General features: G+C 68.7%; 33 protein-coding genes and 2 pseudogenes. 1 reads left to right on the forward strand and 34 read right to left on the reverse strand.

Annotated elements, in window-relative coordinates; translation table 11 throughout:
• Nucleotides 1–271: 271 nt before the first annotated feature.
• The 25 genes and pseudogenes from AB0M56_RS09025 to AB0M56_RS09145 all read right to left on the reverse strand — a co-directional run.
• Nucleotides 272–1,339, reverse strand: a pseudogene (locus AB0M56_RS09025) (phage tail tape measure protein); the annotation flags it as partial.
• Between the two features lie 16 nt (nt 1,340–1,355).
• Nucleotides 1,356–1,760 (reverse strand): hypothetical protein, encoded by a 405-nt coding sequence (locus AB0M56_RS09030; protein WP_364172619.1) that lies wholly within the window; start codon nt 1,758–1,760, stop codon nt 1,356–1,358.
• A gap of 86 nt (nt 1,761–1,846) precedes the next feature.
• Nucleotides 1,847–2,197, reverse strand: a complete 351-nt coding sequence (locus tag AB0M56_RS09035; RefSeq protein WP_364172621.1) for a hypothetical protein — start codon at nt 2,195–2,197, stop codon at nt 1,847–1,849.
• A gap of 15 nt (nt 2,198–2,212) precedes the next feature.
• A complete protein-coding gene (locus AB0M56_RS09040; protein WP_364172624.1) occupies nt 2,213–2,770 on the reverse strand; it encodes a hypothetical protein in 558 nt (185 codons plus the stop codon).
• A gap of 121 nt (nt 2,771–2,891) precedes the next feature.
• A complete protein-coding gene (locus AB0M56_RS09045; protein WP_364172627.1) occupies nt 2,892–3,326 on the reverse strand; it encodes a hypothetical protein in 435 nt (144 codons plus the stop codon).
• The gene (locus tag AB0M56_RS09050; RefSeq protein ID WP_364172629.1) at nt 3,323–3,643 is read right to left on the reverse strand and encodes an HK97 gp10 family phage protein; all 321 of its coding nucleotides are present in this window, start codon (nt 3,641–3,643) and stop codon (nt 3,323–3,325) included. Before AB0M56_RS09050 ends, AB0M56_RS09045 begins: the two co-directional genes overlap by 4 nt.
• Before the next feature lie 3 nt (nt 3,644–3,646).
• Nucleotides 3,647–3,973: a hypothetical protein gene (locus tag AB0M56_RS09055; RefSeq protein ID WP_364172631.1), complete on the reverse strand. Its 327-nt coding sequence runs from the start codon at nt 3,971–3,973 to the stop codon at nt 3,647–3,649.
• Nucleotides 3,974–3,982: 9 nt separating this feature from the next.
• A complete protein-coding gene (locus tag AB0M56_RS09060) occupies nt 3,983–4,240 on the reverse strand; it encodes a hypothetical protein (RefSeq protein WP_364172634.1) in 258 nt (85 codons plus the stop codon).
• Complete coding sequence (locus AB0M56_RS09065; protein WP_364172636.1) at nt 4,218–4,520, reverse strand: hypothetical protein; 303 nt, start codon at nt 4,518–4,520, stop codon at nt 4,218–4,220. Before AB0M56_RS09065 ends, AB0M56_RS09060 begins: the two co-directional genes overlap by 23 nt.
• A gap of 9 nt (nt 4,521–4,529) precedes the next feature.
• Nucleotides 4,530–4,925: a hypothetical protein gene (locus AB0M56_RS09070; protein WP_364172639.1), complete on the reverse strand. Its 396-nt coding sequence runs from the start codon at nt 4,923–4,925 to the stop codon at nt 4,530–4,532.
• Between the two features lie 6 nt (nt 4,926–4,931).
• Nucleotides 4,932–5,243, reverse strand: a complete 312-nt coding sequence (locus tag AB0M56_RS09075) for a hypothetical protein (RefSeq protein WP_364172641.1) — start codon at nt 5,241–5,243, stop codon at nt 4,932–4,934.
• 13 nt (nt 5,244–5,256) lie between these two features.
• The gene (locus tag AB0M56_RS09080; RefSeq protein WP_364172644.1) at nt 5,257–6,276 is read right to left on the reverse strand and encodes a major capsid protein; all 1,020 of its coding nucleotides are present in this window, start codon (nt 6,274–6,276) and stop codon (nt 5,257–5,259) included.
• Nucleotides 6,277–6,290: 14 nt separating this feature from the next.
• Nucleotides 6,291–6,695, reverse strand: coding sequence for a hypothetical protein (locus tag AB0M56_RS09085; RefSeq protein ID WP_364172647.1), 405 nt, complete (start codon nt 6,693–6,695; stop codon nt 6,291–6,293).
• 16 nt (nt 6,696–6,711) lie between these two features.
• Nucleotides 6,712–7,470: a hypothetical protein gene (locus AB0M56_RS09090; RefSeq protein ID WP_364172650.1), complete on the reverse strand. Its 759-nt coding sequence runs from the start codon at nt 7,468–7,470 to the stop codon at nt 6,712–6,714.
• A gap of 100 nt (nt 7,471–7,570) precedes the next feature.
• Nucleotides 7,571–7,996: a hypothetical protein gene (locus AB0M56_RS09095; RefSeq protein WP_364172652.1), complete on the reverse strand. Its 426-nt coding sequence runs from the start codon at nt 7,994–7,996 to the stop codon at nt 7,571–7,573.
• Nucleotides 7,997–8,004: 8 nt separating this feature from the next.
• Nucleotides 8,005–9,021: a hypothetical protein gene (locus AB0M56_RS09100; protein WP_364172654.1), complete on the reverse strand. Its 1,017-nt coding sequence runs from the start codon at nt 9,019–9,021 to the stop codon at nt 8,005–8,007.
• The gene (locus AB0M56_RS09105; protein WP_364172656.1) at nt 8,996–10,483 is read right to left on the reverse strand and encodes a hypothetical protein; all 1,488 of its coding nucleotides are present in this window, start codon (nt 10,481–10,483) and stop codon (nt 8,996–8,998) included. Before AB0M56_RS09105 ends, AB0M56_RS09100 begins: the two co-directional genes overlap by 26 nt.
• A complete protein-coding gene (locus AB0M56_RS09110) occupies nt 10,480–12,285 on the reverse strand; it encodes a terminase TerL endonuclease subunit (RefSeq protein WP_364172659.1) in 1,806 nt (601 codons plus the stop codon). Before AB0M56_RS09110 ends, AB0M56_RS09105 begins: the two co-directional genes overlap by 4 nt.
• On the reverse strand, nt 12,257–12,739 hold the full coding sequence (locus AB0M56_RS09115; protein ID WP_364172662.1) for a phage terminase small subunit P27 family: 483 nt from the start codon (nt 12,737–12,739) through the stop codon (nt 12,257–12,259). The genes AB0M56_RS09110 and AB0M56_RS09115 overlap by 29 nt, the downstream gene beginning before the upstream one ends.
• Before the next feature lie 16 nt (nt 12,740–12,755).
• Nucleotides 12,756–12,995 (reverse strand): DUF6527 family protein, encoded by a 240-nt coding sequence (locus AB0M56_RS09120; RefSeq protein WP_364172665.1) that lies wholly within the window; start codon nt 12,993–12,995, stop codon nt 12,756–12,758.
• On the reverse strand, nt 12,992–13,237 hold the full coding sequence (locus tag AB0M56_RS09125) for a hypothetical protein (protein ID WP_364172668.1): 246 nt from the start codon (nt 13,235–13,237) through the stop codon (nt 12,992–12,994). The genes AB0M56_RS09120 and AB0M56_RS09125 overlap by 4 nt, the downstream gene beginning before the upstream one ends.
• A 5-nt stretch (nt 13,238–13,242) precedes the next feature.
• Nucleotides 13,243–13,518 (reverse strand): hypothetical protein, encoded by a 276-nt coding sequence (locus AB0M56_RS09130; RefSeq protein ID WP_364172671.1) that lies wholly within the window; start codon nt 13,516–13,518, stop codon nt 13,243–13,245.
• A 364-nt stretch (nt 13,519–13,882) separates the two neighbouring features.
• A complete protein-coding gene (locus AB0M56_RS09135) occupies nt 13,883–14,224 on the reverse strand; it encodes a hypothetical protein (protein ID WP_364172674.1) in 342 nt (113 codons plus the stop codon).
• 19 nt (nt 14,225–14,243) lie between these two features.
• Nucleotides 14,244–14,411: a hypothetical protein gene (locus tag AB0M56_RS09140; RefSeq protein ID WP_364172677.1), complete on the reverse strand. Its 168-nt coding sequence runs from the start codon at nt 14,409–14,411 to the stop codon at nt 14,244–14,246.
• 494 nt (nt 14,412–14,905) lie between these two features.
• The gene (locus tag AB0M56_RS09145) at nt 14,906–15,376 is read right to left on the reverse strand and encodes a hypothetical protein (RefSeq protein WP_364172679.1); all 471 of its coding nucleotides are present in this window, start codon (nt 15,374–15,376) and stop codon (nt 14,906–14,908) included.
• Between the two features lie 128 nt (nt 15,377–15,504).
• On the opposite strand from AB0M56_RS09145, the gene AB0M56_RS09150 reads away from it, so the two are divergent.
• Nucleotides 15,505–16,062 carry a hypothetical protein gene (locus AB0M56_RS09150; protein WP_364172682.1) on the forward strand — a complete coding sequence of 186 codons (558 nt, stop codon included), beginning with the start codon at nt 15,505–15,507 and terminating at the stop codon, nt 16,060–16,062.
• Between the two features lie 54 nt (nt 16,063–16,116).
• On the opposite strand, the gene AB0M56_RS09155 is transcribed toward AB0M56_RS09150, so the two are convergent.
• The 9 genes and pseudogenes from AB0M56_RS09155 to AB0M56_RS09195 all read right to left on the reverse strand — a co-directional run bounded on the left by AB0M56_RS09155 (nt 16,117) and on the right by AB0M56_RS09195 (nt 21,127).
• A complete protein-coding gene (locus tag AB0M56_RS09155) occupies nt 16,117–16,854 on the reverse strand; it encodes a site-specific DNA-methyltransferase (RefSeq protein ID WP_364172684.1) in 738 nt (245 codons plus the stop codon).
• Between the two features lie 201 nt (nt 16,855–17,055).
• On the reverse strand, nt 17,056–17,490 hold the full coding sequence (locus AB0M56_RS09160) for a hypothetical protein (RefSeq protein WP_364172687.1): 435 nt from the start codon (nt 17,488–17,490) through the stop codon (nt 17,056–17,058).
• Nucleotides 17,487–17,891 (reverse strand): helix-turn-helix transcriptional regulator, encoded by a 405-nt coding sequence (locus AB0M56_RS09165; RefSeq protein ID WP_364172689.1) that lies wholly within the window; start codon nt 17,889–17,891, stop codon nt 17,487–17,489. The genes AB0M56_RS09160 and AB0M56_RS09165 overlap by 4 nt, the downstream gene beginning before the upstream one ends.
• Before the next feature lie 30 nt (nt 17,892–17,921).
• Nucleotides 17,922–18,329, reverse strand: coding sequence for a hypothetical protein (locus tag AB0M56_RS09170; protein WP_364172692.1), 408 nt, complete (start codon nt 18,327–18,329; stop codon nt 17,922–17,924).
• Between the two features lie 277 nt (nt 18,330–18,606).
• Nucleotides 18,607–19,605, reverse strand: coding sequence for a hypothetical protein (locus AB0M56_RS09175; RefSeq protein ID WP_364172695.1), 999 nt, complete (start codon nt 19,603–19,605; stop codon nt 18,607–18,609).
• Nucleotides 19,602–20,234: a hypothetical protein gene (locus AB0M56_RS09180; protein WP_364172698.1), complete on the reverse strand. Its 633-nt coding sequence runs from the start codon at nt 20,232–20,234 to the stop codon at nt 19,602–19,604. The genes AB0M56_RS09175 and AB0M56_RS09180 overlap by 4 nt, the downstream gene beginning before the upstream one ends.
• Nucleotides 20,235–20,270: 36 nt before the next feature.
• The gene (locus tag AB0M56_RS09185) at nt 20,271–20,690 is read right to left on the reverse strand and encodes a hypothetical protein (RefSeq protein ID WP_364173516.1); all 420 of its coding nucleotides are present in this window, start codon (nt 20,688–20,690) and stop codon (nt 20,271–20,273) included.
• A gap of 24 nt (nt 20,691–20,714) precedes the next feature.
• Nucleotides 20,715–20,768, reverse strand: a pseudogene (locus AB0M56_RS09190) (hypothetical protein); the annotation flags it as partial.
• A complete protein-coding gene (locus AB0M56_RS09195; RefSeq protein WP_364172701.1) occupies nt 20,765–21,127 on the reverse strand; it encodes a hypothetical protein in 363 nt (120 codons plus the stop codon). The pseudogene AB0M56_RS09190 and the gene AB0M56_RS09195, both read right to left, overlap by 4 nt.
• Nucleotides 21,128–21,168 lie beyond the last annotated feature (41 nt).

Consider the following 21,168-nt stretch of genomic DNA (forward strand, 5'->3'; position numbering starts at 1 on the left):
CGGATTCCTGCACCACTACAACCACCACCGAGCCCACACCGCCCTCAACGGCCACCCACCCATCACCCGGGTCAACAACCTCACAGGGCACTACAGCTAGCGGCTCCAGGAGGCGCCGCGCGATGTCCCGGAGGTTCGACGCCTTCGCCTGCAGCGCTTGCGCGATGCCTGGACCGAACGCCTCGCCCGCGGCGACCGCGTTCTTGATGCCGTTGGCGATCACGGGGGTGAGCTTCTGCACCGCTGTCGCCCCGGCACGAGTCGCCGACTCCAACGGCGGTGCGATGGCGTCGAAGATCTCCAACCCAGCTGTCTCGACCTGGGACTTGAGGCCCTCGATCGCGCCGCCGAGCCCCTTGGTTTTCGCGGCCGCGACGTCCGCCGCTCCACCGGACCGTCCGACCGCGGTCGACATCTGGTTCCACTGGTCCGCCGTGGTACCGGCCGCAACACCGGCCAGTCGGACCGCGTCGCTGCCGAAGACCGTGGCAGTGGCCTGCTGGTACTGGGCGTCGGTCATCTTGTCCGACGCCGTGCGCAGCTGGTCGAACAGCGACTTCAGACCGACGAAGCGTCCCTGCGCGTCGTAGACCTTCAGGCCGAGCTCTTCGATCGCCTTCTGCGCCGGCTTCGAGGGGTTCGCCAGGGCAAGGAGCGCCGACTTCAGCAGTGTGCCGGCGTCGGAGCCCTTGATGCCCGCATTCGCGAACAGACCGAGGGCCGTCGAGGTCTCGTCGAGGGACAGGCCGAACTGGTGCGCGACCGCGCCGACCTGCCCCATGGCCTGCGCGAAGTCGGTGATCTCGCCGGACGCCGCGTTGGCGGTGTTGGCGAGAACGTCCGCGACGTGGCCGGCCTTGTCCGCGGACAGGCCGAACGCATTCAGCGCCTGCGACTGGATCTCGGCGGCACTGGCCGCGTCGATCTGGGCCGCAGCGGCGAGCTGCAACGTGCCCTTCGCCGCCGTCATCGCCTGATCGACAGACAGCCCGCCCTTGGCCAGCTCGACCATCGCCGCCGCGGCGTCGGCCGCCGAGGTAGCCGGCAAGGTGAGATCCGACCCCAGAGCCTTCGCGGTCTGCGCGACCAGGCTCATCTGGGCACCAGTGGCACCGGAAACGGCCTGCAGCTCGTTCAGGTTGTTCTGGTACTCGATGCCCTTGTCGATGACCTCTTTCAGGCCAACGGCGGCGAGCGCGGTGCCGGCGGCGACCGCTACACCGATCCCCTTTGCGACGGCGCCCAGCGGTCCGGCCGCCGACTTGAGCTTGCCGCCGAGCTTCTCCGGGAACCCTCGTGTGTCCGGCTCGACGAGGATGTCGATACGCCCACCCGCCACGTGATCACCCCCGTGGCTACTGGTATTCGGTCACGATCCCGCGAGCGCGTTCATATTCGGAGAGCGGAATTAATGTCCCTTGTGGACGATCATCCGGGATGGAGTACTTCTCTACCTCGGCGTGGTACTCAGCCCACATTCGCTCAGCCACGCGCGCCGGCCGGAGAGCGACCGGAGCGATGATCGGCGCGGGTGGCGGCTTGATCCCTCGGCGTTTCGCCTCAGCCCGCTGGTACCGGAGCTCGGGATCTTCGGGGTCGGTGTTGGCGGCAATGTAGGCACGCTCGACCTGGTAGTACGCCAGGTCGACGAGGCGAGCCTGGTTCTCCTGGTCGGGTCCCCACCCGTCGGTCTCCTGCTGCGCAAGCCGTGACTCCGCGGGCAGTTGCCGGATGAGGGTGACGAGGTCGACGGCGGGCATCGTCCGCCACGCCTCTCGGAGGTCGATCTGGTAGAAGCGTCGGAGGTCCGCGAGAACGGCGTCCCACCGGGTCGCAAGGACCGCGGTCAGGACGCCTTCGAGTTTCCCGAGCCGCCGCGGGCGGACACGTCGGCGTCGTCGATGCTGAGTCCGGCAGCGCGGATGATCTGGCGGGAGACGTTCACGTAGACCGGGGCCGGCAACGCGGTCAGCGTGTCGTGCAGCTCCTGACCGTCCGTTTCGGATCCGAGGAGGAGAGCCCACGATTTTGCGGTCTCCGTGTCGCTCAACTTCCAGAAGTCGATGACCTCCTCGGCGGTCAAGTCGCGACGGATCGTCCAATCGCGACCGCCGAGCCGCGCCACAACGGGGTCAGTCGAGCGTTCGACCAACAACGCGTCGATGTCGAGAATGTTGGCGGGGGCGCCCTGCGTCATTTTCTACTCCGTGGGTCAGGCGAGCGGGTTGCTCGAGGTGAACTTGCGGATGGACTTCGAGCCGTCGTCAGGGACGAGGTCGATGACTTCGAGATCCCAGCCTTCGATGTCCTCGCCGTCCATCGTCTCCGGCGGCTTGCTGGCGAGCTCGGACTTCTTGAGGTAGAACGCCTTCCACTCGGTGCCGTCCTGCACGCGGATGATCAGAGCGAACGTCTCCTCGTCGCCCTCGATCCACTCGAAGATGTTCGAGCCGGTCGAGGTTTCGGCGATCGAGCCGCCGGTGAGCAGCGTGAGAGCGGTGGCCTTCGAGACGTCGACCGGGCGGAATTTGATCGACTCGGTCTTCTCGCCCTTCTTCTGCCGGTAGGTGCCGCGCTTGTTCCAGATCGTCAGGTTGGTGTTGTCCTGCGACGGCTCCCGGCTGAAGCCGGCCTTGATGCCGCCGAAAGCGTCCCAGCCGGGCAGCGCGCTCGCGAAGATGTCGTCCGGAAGTTCGGTGCCGGCGGGCGCGCGGAACGCGTCGCCGTCGAGCCAGAGCCGCGCGTCGGCCGGGCTCGCGTAGTCGGACATGGGGTGTCCTCCTGCTGTAGTCCCGCGAGTGCGGGTCTGGATAGGGATTCGGGGCGCATGGGGCGATGTGGTGTGGCCCGGCCCGCCGCGCAGGGCGCCCCGCCCCACGGCGGGCCGGGGTCTAGTGGGCGTGGAGCGTGAGCTCGACGCGGATCTGCGCGCCGTACACCGGGGTCGCCTCGCCGCGGGACGTATCGGGTCGCAGCTCGATCGGCCCGTCGGTGACACGCGCGGTGTAGCGCACGTTCTCGTATGCGGTGTTGCGGACGCAGGCGAACACGGCCGCGGCGCGCGCGGCGATGTCCCACGCCGCGGTCAGCGGCTGCTTCGATCCGACAGGCCGGGCCGCGCAGCCGTTGAGCGCCACGGTGCCCCGGTAGGCGCCCGCCGCGGCGTTGATCGGCGTGACCGAGCACAGCATCACCGCGTACGGCACGGTGACCTCGGCCGGCGCCGCCGGGGCCACGCCGCCGGGCGCGAGCGCGGCGAACGTGGCGTCGGCGAGCAGCAGGGCTCGCACGGCGCCGGCGAGGTGCGGCAGGACGGGAGCGGTCACGAGCGCCTCCCGCGTGGCTGGTAGCCGGTGTACTTGCCGTACGCCTTGGCCGCTTCGGTGAGCACGGCGTGCGCCGGGGTGTCCGACGTGCCGTACTCCTTGTAGAAGGCGTCTGGGTCGTTGTCCACGAGGGACACCTGGTCACCGGCGACCTCGACGGAGATGCCGTCGCGGTACTCGCCCGTCAGGACGGGCGCGGCGGCGATCGCGTCCCCTGCGGCGCTGTGCGCGATCTCGATCCGGTCCGGAGTGGACACGTGCCGCACCTCGGCGACAGCCTGGTCCGGGAACACCGTGACGCGAATCGAGCTGGTCACGGGCTACAGGGAAAGCGCGGCGACGGTAAACCCGGTCGCCGACGGAGTGGCGACCAGGCTGGCCCCGTAGTACTGGACCGGCCAGCCGCCGATCCACGCGACCTGGTTCGCAGCGAAGGTGTAGGTCCGCGGCGTTACAGCCTGGCCGTCGACCTTGTCCTTGAACGCGACGGTGACCGTGCCGCCGCCGGCGGGCGCGGTGATCTTCAGGAGCAGCCTGCCGCCGTTGACGAAGCTGTTTCCGTTGGTGTTGTCCATCGCCGTCGGGGTCGGGTCGGTGAGCACCGACCGGTAGCCGACCGGCGAAACCGTCTTCGCGGTTGCGGGCATGGGTCTCTCCTACTGCTGCATGTCGGACACGAGCCGCGCGGACGCGGCGAGGAACTCGGGACGATGTTCGGGCCGGCGCGCGACCTGGCCCTGTATCTCGAACTGGCGCCCGGACTCGTCGATCACGACCGAGTCGGCCGTCAGCGGCGTCGACGGCGGGACAAGGATCGTCCACGCCGACACCACAGTGGACTGCTGGCCGGCGATCTCGATCTGCGATCCGATGTCCGCGACAGGCTTCTGGCTAAGCCGTGCCGGAGTCCTCATCGATACCGGTGCCGATGGAATCGGGAGCCCCGTCACCGGATCCGTCGTCGGTGCTCCCGGACCCGGGTTCCGTACCGTCACCACCTGGTCGTACTTCGGCGCCACCGGGCGCCACCTCCTCGCCGTCCTGCGCGGTCGGCCGCTCGGAAAGCGTGCCGTCCCGCAGCCCGTTGACCGCGAACTCGGAGCCGGCCGCGGTGTAGTAGGTACGGCCGTCAGTGCCGTAGAGCTCGCTGGTGGTGGGCTTGATCTCGACGTCGCCGCTGGTTTCGTCAGCCATCGCTGGTTCCTAACCGGGGTGGATGGAGAACGCCTTGCCGCGCACCGCGTCCGCGCTTTCCGCGACCGGGGTCAGGAGTTCGATTTGCCGGTCGGTGAGGTCGTAACCGGCGTCGGTGGCGTCCTGGAAAACGATCGTGTACTCGGGGTGGGCCTCGGACTTCACGCCCTGCTTCACCGTGACGGCTTGCGTGACGACGTCGACGCATACCGCCTCGGCGAGGTCGGGTTCGATCGTGCCCGTGGCGATCCCGGTGTCGAGGTTCGTGCCGACGTCGGCGAGACGCTTGCGCATGATCGCTGAGGCGTAGCGGATCAGCTGCGCGGCTTGCGTCTTCTCGGCGTCGGTGAACTCGACGGTGAGGCGGGAGGCCACGTCAGCGGCCGTGGCGTAGGACGTGGCCACCCGGCATCACTCCTTTTCGGCGTCGATCGCCGCGATGATGTCGTCGCGGCTGGTGCCTTCGGCCACCTCGTAGCCGAGGGCCTTGGCGTACGCGGTCCACGCGTCGAGGCCGGATCCCTTCCCGCTGCGCGGTGGCTCGACCTGATCACCTTCGCCACCGCCCTGATCGGCATCGGCCGCCGGCACCTCGCCGTCGACCCACGCCTTCGGGTTCGTGATGCGCGCGGCCGCCCACTCGGGCACCTCGTCGCCCGGCCCGAACACACCGTGGCGACCGTCCTCGTCGGACACGTGCACGTAGCTCTTCAGCTCCGCCATGTCAGCCGTCCCCTCACGCCACGTCGGCGACGAACGACAGGTCCGGGTTCGCCATGACCGGCAGGCCGATCGCCGCGGCCTTCGTCCACAGCGCGACCGGGTCCTTCTCGGTGTAGGCACCGGCGACCATGCCCGGCTCGCTGCCAGCCAGACCGAAGTCGGCCTCGAGCGACTCCGCGGTCGTGCCCCACATCGTGCGGCCGAGCTGCGTGGCACCGTCCTTCGGCGGAAGGAACAGGAACCGGTCGTCGGGGATGACGCGCTGCGCGGTCTTGTTCACCGACACCTGGGCGTCGTACACCTCGATCGGCGGCAGGCCGAACGCGGCGAGAGCATCCTGCAGCATCTGCTGCGTGACCAGCGACGGCTGGTTCGCCCCGGGGAACACGAGGTTGCGGAACTGCTGGTTCTGCATCAGGTATGCGACGACGCGGCGCGAGGTGACCGCGACGCCCGGCTCGGTACCGTTCGTGGCGACGTAGGTGTCGCGCCAGGACATCATGTCCGTGACCGGGGTCGCGGACGCGACGTTGCTCCACAGCGTGCCGGCGGTGACCGAGTGGCCGGCCTTGCGGCCGAAGTCGACGACGAACCCGGCGAGGCCGTTCTCGTTGATCGTGACGGAGCCATTGACGAGGGCGTCGCCGCGCGCGAGCTCCATCCGCGCGGACAGAGCGCGGGTCATCGCGAGCGCGTCGTCGAGGATCGCCTGTCGGATCGACCCGTCGAGCTTCCGCTGGCGGAGCCGGTCGTACTCGCCCTGCCGGATCTTGCGGGACAGCGGCGGAAGCTCGCCGGAGATCCGCGCGATACCGGGCCGCGAGCCGATCGGCGACTCGGCGTCGTACGAGCGGAACTCGCCGGCCTCGACCAGGCCGGCGCCGCCGCGCGCGAGGCGGAAGTCGAGGTCGTCGACCATCTGGTTCGGCAGGTACTGGCTCAGCGTGAACTGGTTGACCTGCAGGTCCGCGAAGGCGGTGCGGACGAACCCCGTCAGCTCGACCGGGGTGATGTAGTCGGTGTTGATCAGCATCTATTTCACCCCTCTCAGACGTAGATGATCTGGCCCTTGACGTCCGCCTTTGCGGCGGCGTCGACGGAGCCCTTGCCGGACGTGAACGGGAGCTTCGCCGCGCGGACGCGGCCGTGCTCGTAGAGAGCGGCGCCGATCGGCTTCGACGTGTCGGTCGGGACCTTCACCGCGGTGAAGAGGTGACCGATGAACACGCCCGGTTCGGTCGTGGTGTTCGCCGGGTCGTACGGGCCGAGCTTCGTGGTGCTGCCCACGATGTACGCGAGCGCGGTGCCCGACGGGATGTAGCCGTTCGGGTAGAGGCCGGTGAACGTGGAGGCGTCCAGGGTGACCGTGCGCGTGGCATTGGTGCCGTGCGCCGACCCCAGCCAGGACTGGTCGTCCTGCTGGAACGCCTCAGTCTTGATGCTGAGGTCCATGATTCCCCTTCCGGGATCAGGTGGTGGGCTTGCTGTAGGGCGACTTGTAGAGCGCCGCACCCGCCGCGAGGGTCGGCGCGGGCGCAGCCGGAGGTGTCCCCTGCCCGGGGAGCGGCGCGGGCGCCGTCGCGGCGACACCGGCCTTCGTGAGCAGCTCCTGCACCGACGCGGCCTGCGCCTTCAGCGCGGCCTCGTCGGTGGCGGTGAGCAGGTGCAGGTGCGTCGAGGGGATGCCGTGGTCCGTGGCGGCCTGGAGGCGGAGTCGCTCCGTCTTCTCGGTCGCCAGGTCGGTCCGCAGCTTCTCCGCTTCGGCCTGTGCCTTCTGCAGGTCGTTCATGCCGGCCTGCTCGAACTCGGTGACCTTCCCGTTCGCGGCCGCGAGCTGCCGCGTCAGTTCGGCCACCCGGGCGCGTTCGGCTTCGAGCGCTTTCTCGCCGGCGGGGCCGAGCGGCGTGTCTCCCGCGGCGGGCGGCGTGGGCGTCGCGCCTCCGGCCGGTGCTGCGGGTGGCGTCGCCGGCGCCGGGGCGGCTGGCGGGGCGGCGGGCGCGGCCGGCGGGGTGCCGGGCGCGGCCGGGGTGGGTGGCGGTGTTCCCGGCGCGGCAGGCGCCACCGGGGGCTGGCCGCCGCCGGGGATCGGGCCGGATCCGCCCATGATGGGCCAGAGCGGTTGCCCGTTCCTCTTCCATGCGATCGCCGTGATCGGCTCCCCGGTGAGGGGATGGAGCACGGGATTGCCATCCCGATCGGTCATGGTGGGCAGGGTGTTCGTGCGCATGGCGCGCTCCTCCGTGGTGACGTCCTCGCGCGTCGCGCGTCGAGGATGCTGCCCTGCACGTCGCGTGTCAGAGCGGGTGTTCTCCCCCGGCCGTCGCGGCTCAGGGGAAGTCGGGGCGGCTCATCAGTGAGCCGTAGAGCTCGCCGTAGATGTAGGCGAACTGCTCTTCGTGCTCGCCGCAGCCACTGCCGAGGCGGACGTCGGCGCGGACGTTCATCCGGTAGATCTGCGCGGCGGCGTGGACGAGCTCGTGGGCAACGATCTCCGAGGTCAGATGGCCGTGGATGAGTCGCAGCACGCCGGCGTAGCCGTTGGCCGGCCACCGGCCGACCCATTCGTCGTCGACCAGGCGCTCGCGGTAGGACACCGGCTGGAAGCAGCCGAGGCAGCCGTCCCAGTACCCGGCGCCGTGCCACGGGGCCGTCCGCTGCGCCGCGGCGCGGAAGTCGCCGAGGTCGGGATGGACCCGGACCCAGCACCACCGCGACGGGCCGATTCGGTCGGTCGAGATCGCGAACCGGCGCATCGCTCACCTCACAGCACGTAGGCGAAGCGCCGTAGCTGGCGAAGGATCTCGTCCCGGTCCCAGCCGAACTCCTCGGCGAGCGAGTAGATCTCGTCCGGAAGCAGTCGCGGCGCCTTCGCGCGCCGGTACCGAGAGCCCTTGACCTTCTGCAGCTCGGCGTCGGTGCGCTTGCGCAGCGTGCCGTCCGCGCGGATCTCGTACCCGCCGAACAGCGCGCGCCGCGTCGTGCCCGTCGTCGTGGCTTGCACCTCGCGGCCGAACGCGGTCGCGACCGTGATCCCGTCGTAGGCGTTGACGACCTGCGACATATCCGCGCCGTCGCGGATCGCCCGCGCTCCGGCCTCGCCGAACACCGCGTCTTGGTCCTCGGTGGACAGTGAGCGGAAGTACTGCTTCGGGTCCGTACGCCAGTCGTCGGCGGTGTCCTCGACAGTGGGCACGTTCTTGCAGTCGCACCGGTCGTGCCGCGGGAACGCCGAGACGCGGTACACGCGGCCGGCCAAGATCGCGCAGCGGGCGCAGGACTTGCCGTTGAGCATGCGCACGTACCGGGTCGCACCGCGGCCGGTGCCCATCGCCGTCACCGCGGCGCGGCCAGCGTCCTGCATCCCGCTCGCGACGATCGACATCGCGACCAGGTCGGCGTGCCGCCGCGCCTCGTCGACGCCGAGCTCACGCGTCCGCCGGCCGACGGAGATCGGCGCATAGATCAGGTTCTTCAGCCACGACCCACCACCGGCGGTCATGTCGGCGAACCCGTCCGGGTTGAGCGCCGGCGCGTCGAGGATCTTCGCGCCCTGCTCCTCGAGGAGCGCAGTGACGTAGTCGTCGGCGCCCTCGACCATCTGCACCTGCAGCGAAAGGAGCGCCTCGGCGGCGTCGGCGATGGCGTCGCGCCACCGCTCGGGGTTCGTCGCGCCAGCGCGGCTCGCGGCTTCGAGCTGGGCCAGGGCTTCCTGCGTCAGCGCGGTCTGTGCGTCGGCCTCGCGTTGGACGATGTCACGCGCCGACGACGGCAGTGCCATCGCCCACCTCGGCGCCGGCCGTAGCGTCCGCGCCAGCACCGGCGTTGACGTCGATGTTGCGCAGGTTCAGCGCAGTGCGCTGGAACGTCGCCGAACGCTTCGCCATCCGCGCGCGGAGCCTGGCCTTTCGCTGCGGGGAGAACCCGAGGATGTCCCACGCCTCCTCATCATCGAAGACGCCGCCCTGCAAGCCCTTGACCGCAGCGTCCATCGCCGACGCGATCGTCGGCGTGGCGGCGCTCTTCCACTTCGACTCGATCCCGATCAGCTTCTTCGGATCCTCGCCCATGATCGCCCACGCGACCCTGCCCGCGCGCACCGCGGATCCGCCGTACCAGGTGTGGTGCTGCTCGGTACGTAGCACGAGCCGCTCCAGCGAGTACAGGATCGACTCGGCCGACGGCGGGTTGTCGGAGGTGTAGCCCATGTACCCGGGCGGCAGCCCGTATTTGGAGGCGACGAACTGGGCGAGCACCTTCATGCTCTCGTGGAAATTCCGAAGGTCCGATGCGGAGAACTGACCAACCTGGACCGGAAGCGGAGTCTCGTTGCGGTTTTCGCGCTTCGGGTGGGGAACGGCCCAGACGTCGCCCATGGCGACCTTCCACAGCGGGATCTCGTTGCCCTGCTCGTCGACGAAGTCCTTTTTCGACACACCGACGGCGTACTTCCGAGGCACCGAGTGATGCTCCCCGCCGGCCATCATGTTCGTTGCGAACTGGTTGACGCCGTCGACGAGGTGCTTGACCTGCTTGAGGTCGGATCGGCCCTCACCGCGCCGCGGGTGCGTCAGGATCGACACGAACGGCACGGACGGCAACGTCGGATCGTTCGCGATCGTCGCCGACCACGCCTCCAACGTGCGCGAGCTCTTCAGCTCGCCGTCCTCGAACTCGTGCACCTCGCCGTTTCCGAAGCGACGCTCGGTCGGACCGGGCCACTTCGGCAGGTACAGCGCACCGTAGGTTGTGAGGCTGCCGTCGCTCTCCTCCTCGACCCACAGCTTCAACCCGGCGATCGGCTGCCGAGTCCGCGGATCGAGTTCGACAGCGACCTGGTCGGCGTACTCGCCCGTGAGCATCGGCGTGCCGGCCGGTCCGTCCGGTCCGATCATGAAGAAGTGCTCGCCGCCGACGCTGGCCGCAGTCCACGCTTCGGACGAGTGCATCGGCATCTCGTTCGCGGTCCACCACGAACCGAGCTCCTCGACCGGGTTCTCGTCGGCGAGCAGGAAGTCCTCGAGCTTCATCCGCTCGACGCACGTCTCGATCACCAGTTCCGGCCAGGGCACCAGCAGCGGCGGGAACCGGTCGTCCTGCTCGGCGAGGATCCGGGCGACGTACACGAGCGGCTGCTCGAGGTCCATGTACTGCCACCACTGCAGCGCGCTCTTGCGCTGCCAAAAGATCTTCGAGCGGAGGCGGTCGTACCATTCCTTCGGGGTCAGGTCGGACAGCTTCATGCGGACCTCCCCCGGCTCGAAATCACGATCTTGCGTTCGGCGGCTGGTGGGGCGTCGTCGAGCGGTTCGCGGAGCTTCGCGTTGCACGCCATGATCGCCGCGGCCACACCGTCGATTCGTTTCCCGGTCTTACCGCGGTCCGGCTTGTCCGGACGCAGCAAATCGGGGTTGTACGGAGCCTTCCGTGCCTCGACCGAGTCGAAGCAGAACTCGGCAACCGGGTTACCGTGGTGCAGGAGACGGCCGGTCGTGACCAGCGCCATGAGTTCCTTCATCCCCAGCGACATCGAGCTGAAGTCGTTGGCGTACGCCTCGATCTCCCACAGCCCGGTGTCCTGCTCGATGCGCTGGATCACCGGCGCCGACGACCACTTGTCCGCGTCGACCGCGAGCAGGTCGAAGTCGCGCGCTTCCTCGGCGATGTCGCCGTACACCCGCTCGTAGTCGAGCACCGTGCCCGGTGTGGCGACGATCCAGCCCTGCTTCACCCAACGGGAGAACTTGTCGTCGTTCTTCTTGTCCAGGTCCCGGAGCGCCGCTTCCGGCAGCCAGAACCGCCAGAGAGCGTGGATCCATCCGCCCTCGGGGATCAGCGTGCACCAGGCCGTCAGATCCGAAGTGGCCGCGAGGTCGAATCCGCCCCACGCCTGCTTTCCGCGCAGGCGCTCGCGGTGGTAGTCCGGGCGCAGCCAGATGTCGTTCGATTCCCCGCCCGACGCGCCGTAGAGGTGCATCGGCATCCAGCGGAACTTCTGCTGTACCCGCTGGTTGGTCTGGAACTGCCGGAACGAGTTCTCTTTCGCCGGGTCGTTCTGCGCGTCGAGTTTCTGCCGGTGCATGGCGGCACGCGACTTGAACTGGTCGAGCGCCGGGTTCGGCCACTTCCAGTTGCGCTCGTCGAACGGATCGAGATTGACCGGAAGGTGCGGGTGGCCGGGGAACGTCGCGTGTAGCCGGTCGAGCTCGTCCTGCGAGTTCGGCAGCTTCCGCACGAACGCGAAGACGTGCGGCGCGCGGGCCGGGTCCTCCTGCGTCTTCTCCGCCTCGTCGATCAGGTCGGCGCCGAACGACGAGGGATCGTTGGTCTCGGTCGTCGTGGCGAAGTTGAGCTCCTGCAGCCGGGCGCCGGCCGCGGTGGTCATGGCCTCCCACATGTCGCCGTTCGGTTGCGACAGCACCTCGTCGAGGTTGAACGCGTGTGGGTTGTGGCCGAGCTCGCCCTCGGCGTCCGCCGTGAGGATCTCGTAGTGCGAACCCGACTTCTCGTCGATCAGCCGGCGCGCGTTCTTGATGTGCTGCAGGCGTTTCGAGAGCTTCGGCGACAGCTGGACCATGCGCAGGGCCGGTTCGAAGACCTTCCCGGCCTGCTTCGTGTCCTTGGCCGCGCAGTAGATCTCCGCGGACTCCTCGTCGTCGCCGACGAGCATGTACAGCTGGATCGCCGCCGCGATCTCGGACTTGCCATTCTTCCGGGCGACGATGATGTACGCGATCCGGTAGCGGCGCGCGTAGGTGCCCCACTCGCTCGACCACTCCACCTCGCCGAAGAGCGGGCGGATGATCTCGAACTCCTGCCAGTCGAGCAGCAGGAACGGCGTGCGCTTCAGCGGGCCCTTGACGTGAACGAGCATTCGCGCGAAGAACGTGACCACCCGGTCGGCGCGAGGCTCGCAGTAGTGCGCACCCGACTTCGGGCAGGTCTTCTCGCGGAACTTGTAGCCACATACCGGCCCGGTCGGGTCGTCCGGGCGCCAGCGCGCGTCGAGGTCGACGCTAACCGGTGAGGAGGTCGTCGTCTGCATCGCCGGACGCCTCCCCCATCGACAGCTGGGAGCGGTCGGAGGGGTTCAGCCCGAACCGGCCGCCGAGCGTGACGATCAGCGCCGCCGACTCCCGGGCCACCTGCCACGCCGGGTTCTTCCGCAGGTCGTAGATCACCTCGCCGTTCTGAAGCTCGCGGACGACCGTCGTCATGCTCGTGCCGTTCTGCTCGACGTCGGCAATCGCGTCCTGGTTGACGACCACCATCGAGCAGAACGTCGCGAACGAGTCGACGTCCCACGGCGTCAGCACGCCCTTGCGGATCATGTCCGGCGCGAGCCGATCCCAGATCGCCTGAGCACGCGGATCGAGCTGCCGCGGCGGAACGACCTCGCCGGTGTCCGGCTTCGGCTCGGTGTGGTTGATCCGGGACGGCTTCACGCCGTGCAGCACCTTCAGCGCGGTCGGTGCCGGTGGAATGCCACGCTTGCCCATCAGCGGCCGTCCCTGCTCATACCGACTCCCACCGTCCGTCGGTGATCCAACCGTGCAGGCCGCACCGCTTGCAGTTGATCGACGGCCGCACGGTCAGCGGCTCCCGCTGCTCGATGCTCCAGCCGTTCTTGCCGATCGGGAGTGCGGCGAACGCCGGGTCCGGGTCGAGGCCACCGTTCGCCGAGCACGGGTGCCGGAACTCGACGTGCTCGCCGTCGTCGGCGATCCGGAACTCGGCGGGATCGAACTTGCTCACGGACGTTCCCGCAGCACATCGTCGTCGTCCTGGAACGCCGCCGCGTTCATCACCGCTTGCGCCAGGTTGAGGGCCGGCAGGATCGGCTTGCCCAGCAGCGACCGGGACGTGACGCAGAGCTCGATGCCGGCACGCAGAATGTCCCGCACCGGGCCACGAAGGTCCGGGGGCTGGATCACGTCGAGATGGGCCAGAGCGCCGGACAGCAGCACGGACGCGCTGCGGGGACTGTGATCGCTCATCGTGCTCACCGCCCGTCCTTGTCGGTGACGTCCACGCAGAACGGCGGGACCCGGCCGTAGAAGGAAACCCACACGTGGCCGCCGTCGACGAGCTTCTCGAGGTCGCCCGGTTCGAGCATGCACCGCGCGCTGTACCGGACGGCGCCGAGCGACGGAGGGCAGTCCGCAACCATCTCGACCGGCGCGATGTCCGGGTCGGTCAGGTCGCCGTTCGGAGCGGAGAGCACCACGCGCCGGGCACCGGGCCACACCGCGTCGTGGGGAATCGGGGCAGGCCGCATCGATGATCACCGCCTCGGGGGAAAGTCGGAAAAGTCGTCCGCGCGAGATCTGCCCTTGCCCGAGGCGAAGGGCGTTTGGCCCGGGGGGAGGGGGCTCCCCCCACCGCGTTTATGCAGGTCAGAGCCTTGATCGACTTCGCTTTTCGATCTTGCTTCGCGCTGTTCGTGCTGGTCAGCGCGGTGTACGTGCCCGTGCTGTTGATCTAGGTTCGGGTGCTGAGCCATGGGCGCTGGCCGGGGTGGCTGGTGCTCGCCCGCCCCGTGCTGCCCGTGGTGGTGCGGCCCACGTGTGCCGTGTGCCGCGTCGTGCGGGTCGGCTGGTGTGGTTGGCCGGTGATCGGTGGTGCGTCGCGCTCAGGCCCGCTCAGCGTGCACCCTTGCGCCCGTTGCATCCGCGGCAGAGGACGGCGAGCGGGCCGCGTGGGTCGCCGCCTCGTGCGATGGCGGTGACGTGGTCGGCGGTGAGGTCGTGGCTGGGGTGACTGGGCCGGCCGTAGCCGGGGCAGTTCCAGCCGTGCTCGTCGACGTGGGCTTTGACGGCGGCGCGTCGGCGGTTGATCTCGGTCCAGTCGCGGGTGCGCTTGGTCGGTGTGGTGCGGGCGCGGTGGCGTTGGTCGGCGGCGCGGTGGCGTTCGCAGGGACCGCGCCGGCCGGGGGTGTCTGATGGTTCGCCGCAGCCGGGGCGGGTGCAGGTGTGGACCGGCACGGTGTCGCCTCCGGCTGGGTCAGGTGAGGTCGAGGTCTGCCCAGGTGCCGTCGTCGAGGACGCGGCCGGGGATGCCGCAGATGCTGCACAGCACGGCGTCGCACAGGTGGTCGTCGTGGTACGGCGCGCCGGGGACGTGGGTGTGGTCGGCGGGCTGGTTCGTAGTGGCGGTGGGGTGGCCTGCCAACGGTGCTCGCCTCCCGGAGGTGGGCTGCTGGGCGGCCTGCCCTGCATTTGACCGACCGCCGTGGTGGATGGGGCGTGCATCGCGGGAGCGGCGCGACCGGGGTGGCGTCCGGGGCGTGGACGTTAGGCGCCTGGTTTAGCCCCTGGGTTGGATCGCTGGGAGCTGGGCTCTGACCGTGGCAATCCTGTGGATCTTAGGGAATCTTTGCGTTCGCGCTGGTCGCTGGCAATTCCCCGTTGGTGTGATCTTGTGGCGATCTGGTCGGGCCTCGCGCATGCACGCGCGCGTGCGCGACCCAGAAACTCAACCATCTACGAGACGTAACAGAACCACTTCCACTACCACTACCACTCAGGGTTCGCCGAATCCTTCGTATGGGTGAATGTTCCGAAGGGTTCGCGAAGGGTTCGGCACCACAAGATGTTGTGGTCGGCATCCCCCATTCGAAGGGTATGGCGAAGGGTTCGGCAAACCCTCGCCATTCGCCCTCCCCGCTAGCGAGGGACCACTTCGAGGAGCAGCAAGATGTGCGTCCACAGTTCGTGCTGCTGCACGATTCGCGCGTGCGCTTCCTGCCAGTGGGCCGCGGTGAGCGGCCGCTCGCGGTACGGCCGTGCCGCCCGGTTCTTCGTCGCTTCGAGCGGCATGACGCCAACCATCGGCGTGTAGGTCCCAGCGGCGAAGTTGATGAGCGTCAGCTGCTCGCCGTGGAACAACTCGTTGCGCTCCTCATCGAGCGCGGTCTTGGAGTCGGCGAGCCATGCGCTGATCTCGTCGCGTTCTGTGCTAGCCGGCCACTCGGCCATCGCGTTGCGAGCGTTCTTCACGCACTCGCCGACGCGCCACTCGCCCTGCAACTTCGGGTCCACGCGGCGAGCAACTCGAAGCACGTCGCCTTCCAGCGCCATCGCTGCCCACGTGACGCGTCCGAGCTCGAGGAGTACGTCCTCCGGTGGGTAGATCATTGCGGCGGGTTCCCCTCGACGTGTGGCCGACCGTCAGTCGGCCGGTGCACGCCGGTTGTTACCGGAGAGGCGACGGCTTGACATGATCGTGACCACCGCCCCGGCTCCACAGGTGCGAACATCCGTCAATGCACGAGCACTTCTTCACTGGGCAGGCTGCACATTCCGCCACTGTTTGGGGCATTGACGCTGACGTCTTCGCCGGCTGGGGTCAGTGGGCCGGCGCGGTCGCGTCCGTCCTCGCCGTCCTGGTCGCTCTCGGTTTGGCGGTTCGCGAAGCCAGGTTGCGCAACCGCGAGCGGCGCGACGAGGAGAGGGCCCAGGCCCGAACAGTGACCGCCGTACTCGCGGAACGATCTCACTACATCACCTGGGCCGGGAAGGTCGCGTCGGTTCCTCGTCAGACCGTGGTCCTCTCAAACCACGGCCACGACGCCGTCTTGGAGGTCGAGATCGAGGCCGTTTCGCCGAAGTCGACAGCGATCAAAGCGATCCTCGACGGCGCCCGCCAGCTCGCGATACTAGGCCCCAGCGCCGAGGAGAACGTCGCAATCAGTTTCAAAAAAGATGACGAGAGCGTGAAAATGGATCCGAGCTATGTCGAGATCGCGTTCTCCTTCACGGACGTCCGGGGCCGGCGGTGGAGGCGCATCCGCAACGGCGAGCCACAGCGCATCCTCACATGAGGCGGCCCCTCGAGGCGTTCCACGGTTGAGGTGGGAGGGCTACGGCGAGACGGTCTAGTCCTCCCGGTCAAGATCGGGCGAGTCGCTGTCGGACAACCGCTGTGCGGCGACGCTGTGGTAGTGCTCGGACAGCTCGATGCCGACGAAGCGCCGGCCTTCGGTGAGCGCGGCGACCCCGGTGGTGCCGGCGCCCGCGAACGGGTCGAGCACGGTGCCGCCGGGCGGGCAGATCTGCACGAGCTGCCGCATCACGTCGACAGGCTTCTGCGTGATGTGCTGGCGGGCATCGCCGCGCGGCTGCGAACCCGACACGAGGCCGGGCAGGCACACGGGGTTGCGGTCGGCCAACACGGGCCCGTTGCTGCCCCACAGCAGGTACTCGGTGTTCTGACTGAACCCACCTCGGCGCGGCCGGGCGATCAGCTTGTGCCAGACGACGACGCCTCGCCATGTCCACCCGGCGGCCTGCAGCGCGTCGGACGTCGTCGGCAGCTGGCGCCAGTCGGTGAAGACGAGAGCGGCCGCGCCTTCGCGGGAGACGCGCAGGCACTCGGTCAGGATCAGGGTGAGCCAGTGGGTGTAGGAGCGCTGGTCGCGGCTGTCGCCGCCGAAGTCCGCGAGGGTGTGCTTCGCGTCGCTGCTGACGTACTTGCCGCGCGCGCTGTTCGTAGTGCGCTCGCCGGTTGTGCGGCCGCCGGAGTTGTACGGCGGGTCGGTGATCACCGCATCGACGGTGCCGGCGTCGAGAGTGGACAGGAGCGACAGCGCATCCCCGTGGTGGAGCTGGTGCATCGGTGCTCGCTTTCAGACGAACGGCCCGGCACCTACGGGATGCCGGGCCACACGTCGACTTGACGATATTCAGTTGTGGGCGTTGCGTTTCCACCGTCGCACACCGGCCGCCGGAGATCAACGCTGGGAAGTTGGATCACGCAGATGTCAGGGCCGTCAGAATGGAACGTTCGCCGCTGGTCAGCGGCAAGCAGGGGCGGGTTACGGCGTGGCGTCCTGGCCGCCGACCTGGTCTCTCACGGTGAATGGCCGTTCCGTCTCGCTGACGTCGTTGCCTCGAGTAACCGTGGCCCGCCACCGGTACTTGCCGGCCGGTAGCGGCATCCCCGCGCCGATGTCGAGCGTCAGTGGAACCGTCGTCGCGACGGGCTCAGCATCCGGGTTTACGTCGGGCCTCATGCCGAGCTTGACCCTGGTCTCAGAGCCGTCGGGGTCCTTCACCACTTCACCTGCATCGTCGAGAAGAACGAAGTCTGCCTCGATCTCGCCGATCTCGCTGGCGTCGAAGTCAATGAACAGCGCCAGCCCATGGTGCGGAAGGGGCGTGATCGTCTGGGACCACCCGAGTCCGATCGCATTCACCTTGGCATTCGACGATCCCTGGGCGTAGTCCACCATCGCCAGGTAGAGCCTCATCGCGTGGACGCCAGTAGACCGGTTCGCCGGCTCTCCTGGGTTGAGCCGCTGCCGATCGCCGAGCCTGTGTCAACGGGGCTGGAGGCCTGAATGCCTGCCGTCGAGGAGACCACACGGACGGCGGTGTGAGGAAGCACTCGGTGCTTGACCACCGCTCCGAGCGCCATCGCGTAGCGCCGCAAGGTGGAGAGGCGCGGATCAGTGCTCATCGTCTCGATGTCGGAGACCACGCTTTGTGAACGTCCCATACGCTCAGCGACCTGAGCTTGGCTCAGGCCGAGTCGCCTACGGAGACCGACCAGCTGGTCGATCCACGCGAAGTCGCCGCGGGTGAGCTCACGGGCAAGCTGCTGTTCCGGGTCGTTCAGATCGATGCCGAACAGCTCGTCGAGCTCGCTCATCAGAACCCTCCATATCGGTTACAGCCGATACTAGCCATTGGCCGCTCGTCCCCACCAGGCGTAGCGCTCGTTTGCCTCGTCGATGTCCTCATCCTGTTCGTCAAGCGTGACCTTCCGCCCGAACAGCAGCGCCACCATCACCCGATCGCGCTGTAGGCGCAGGGGCTCACAGAAGTACATCCGCCACGCCCCGCTGTCGAGCGCCCAGCGGATCTCGTTGATACCCCGCGCACGCCACATGGCGATCTTGACTTCGTCGGGCTCGACAAGTTGTCCACGTTTGGCACGCTCGAGCTGCTCAACGACCGCTGCGAGGAACAACTTAGCGTCACCGCTGTCGCGGGCACGGATTCGTTCGACTTGTTCGCCGATCTCCTTCTTCGGGATGTTGACCCCGTCGCGGGTGTACCAGTTCCACGTGCCGCCGACGCCGTCCATGGCGTACGAGCGCCGACCTGTCACACGCGTCCCCCTCCGTATCGCGACCGAGCACGTGGATGATCCCCAGAAGGGACACATCCGTTACGGCCACCCGCCGACCGATGCCGACCTGAGACCGCACATGGCGGCATGCGGCCTCGACGCGCTGACCGTCGGTCACCCACTGCTCGTAGTTCGGCCGTCATGGTCATCCGGCTTCGCCGAGGGTTGCGCGGGGACGGCTGATCGCGCGGCCACGTCGAGGCTGAGTTCCTCACGCTCGGGCTGCGCTGGTTCACGAAGCCTCCGCGATGGTTTGGGCCTCGAGCAAGTCGAGCAGGTCCCCGACGCGGTACCGCGGGGCGTAGGCGCGGCCGCGGCGCAGCTGCTCGACGCCGTCCATGAGGTCGTCCTCGGATGCCGCGGATTCGCCGTGCGCGACGAGCCGGCCGCGTTTGGCGTACCCGCGGATCATCGCGGCGGTCACCGGCTTGTCGTCGGGCCGGTCGAGGTAGTTCGGCAGCGCGCGAGACAGCTCGGTCGCGGTGAGCAACTGCTCGCGCATCGCTTCGAGCATGTGGTCCCTACGGGCCTGCATCTCCCACTCCACACCGCAGTCGGGACACACGACGTACGCGCGGTTCGCGAGCCCGTACAAGTCCCGCTGACACAACGCGATCGGGTCACCGTTTTCGTCGTCGCCGAGGTGCAGGTCCGCCGAGCAGATGCCGAGGTACACGCGGTCGACCGGGCCGGACACGATCCGCTTCCCTCGCTCGACGAGGCCGAGGATCTCGCTGTTCAGCTCCTCGGCGTAGGGGGCCGAGGCAAGCCACGACGGATGCCGCAGGAGCCACCGCGAGAGCGGCAGCGGGTGGATGGCGAGGTCGAGTGGGTGCCGGTGCGGCTCCCATCGCGTACTGCCGCACGCCGTGCCTTCGAACGGCGCGGCGTGCTGGCGTTCGCCGGTCTGGTCCTCGGCGCCACAGCCCTGGCACACCCACCAGCGGACGCTGTAGTCCTCCCACAGGTTGTGCACCCAGCCGGAGAGAAAATCGCGCAGGTCGTCGACTAGGTTCGACGCGCCGAGGTGCAGCGGCATGACCTGTCCTCCGCTTCCGGTGACGAACCCGATGCTGCCGCGGGATGCCTTCGACTGGCGGGCGACAGTCACGTCGAGTTCGGGGAGCAGCCATTCGACGTCGCGGAGCGCGCGCAGCAGGGTGTCGAGGCAGCTGCGGCACAGGCCGGTGTCGGCCGGCCGGCCGCACCCGGTGGCGCACTGGTTGTTCAACGGGTCCTCCTCGCGTCGATGCGCTTCGGGGCGCGGGGTTGCTGTCGTGGCCCGGTGTTCCGGTTCCGGCGTGCTTCGAGCGCGGCCCGCATCTGCTCCGCGCGGTACGGCTCGTCCACCACGAACTCGCTGGGCTCCGCGCCCAGCATCGCGGTCTCGTCGTCGACGGGCTGGCCAAGCAGCAACGGCAACGGCAGAGCGACCGCGCGTGCGAGCTGCGCTGTGGCCCGATTGATCGCCTCGATGAACGGGCGCAAGTCGATGGTGATGTCGCAGAGGATTTCCGCGGGTGACCGGCCGGGCCGTCCTGCAGGCGTGAACATCAGGCTCGGCGGTCCGTCGACGACGTGTCCGAACTCCCGCCACTCACGCTCGGTGCCCGGCACCGGCTGAGTACGGTTTCCAAGCGTGCGGACGGCGTCCGCAAAAAAGTCGTGCCCAGCTTCCCGATAGCCGACCAGCCGATCGGAGCGCTCGGCGTGCCAACGGTATTGGCACTGCTGCTCACTCGACCGGCTCGGGTCAATGTCGCAGAAGTAGAGCGAAGCCCCCATCGGGGACAGCGGTTTTGAGCACCAGCCGCACGCCGGCGCCGTCACCTCGTCGATCCGGTCCACGATGTCGATCACTGGCCGTGTCCTTCCTGGACGGTGGTTGGGGGCGGGTTACAGGCGCTCGAGGATCAGGTGAGGCAGCCACAGCGTGTCCCCGGCGGCGATCTGCTGGCGCCACTCGTAGGCGACTTCCAGCACAGTCCCGTCGGCAGCTTCCGTCGCGTCTTTCAGCCACGCGGCGGTGGCCTCGGCGAGGTCCGGTTTGACCTGGGCAAGCACGGCCAGGTAGGTCGCTTCGACGAAGTTGCGGAGCATGAACGCGAACGCGGCAGGCGGTTCGGTCGCGCCGGAGATGATCGCCTCGGATGTCTGGTCGGCGAGTTTCTGGAACTCGCCGAGCCGCTGGTTGATCAAGCTGTTGACGTCATCCACCGGGGTCTCCAGGGGTAGGGGGATCTGGTTGGGGTCGACCGGGTGGGCCACGGTCGAGGCGGCAGCTGGCTCGGCAGGGTGCTCGCGGCGCCAGCACACCGGACCGTAGCCACGGCGTATCGACTCCTCAGTGCGCAGCAGCCGGCCGCACTTCGGGCGGCGGCAGCGCGCGCTCAACGTCTCTCCCCCGTGAGCAGCGCGACGAGGTCGGCGACCGTCCCGGTGACGTACTGGCGCGCCGGGTCGGTGACGCCGCGTCGCTTGTGGACGACGAACCCAGCGATGGCGTCATCGTTGGCGCGCTCGACGTCAGCTTCGCTGGTCCACCCGGCGAGGTCCGTGCGCGCGACGTCCTTGCACTCGAGGACCACACGGCCGCCGCCGGGTGCGCGGACACCGCCGATGTCACCCCGGTCCTTGCCGCCGTTGCGGGTCCGGCGTTCGATGCGGTCGTCGACGTGCTCGGCGAGGTAGGCGGCGATGCTGGTCTCGAACCGGGTGCCGGCGGCCTTGGCTGAGGCGCGGTTGCGGGTCATGCGGCGGCTCGTTTCTGGGTGGGGCGGGGCGTGCAGAAGAT

Source organism: Amycolatopsis sp. NPDC051372, assembly GCF_040682095.1.
Taxonomy (GTDB): domain Bacteria; phylum Actinomycetota; class Actinomycetes; order Mycobacteriales; family Pseudonocardiaceae; genus Amycolatopsis.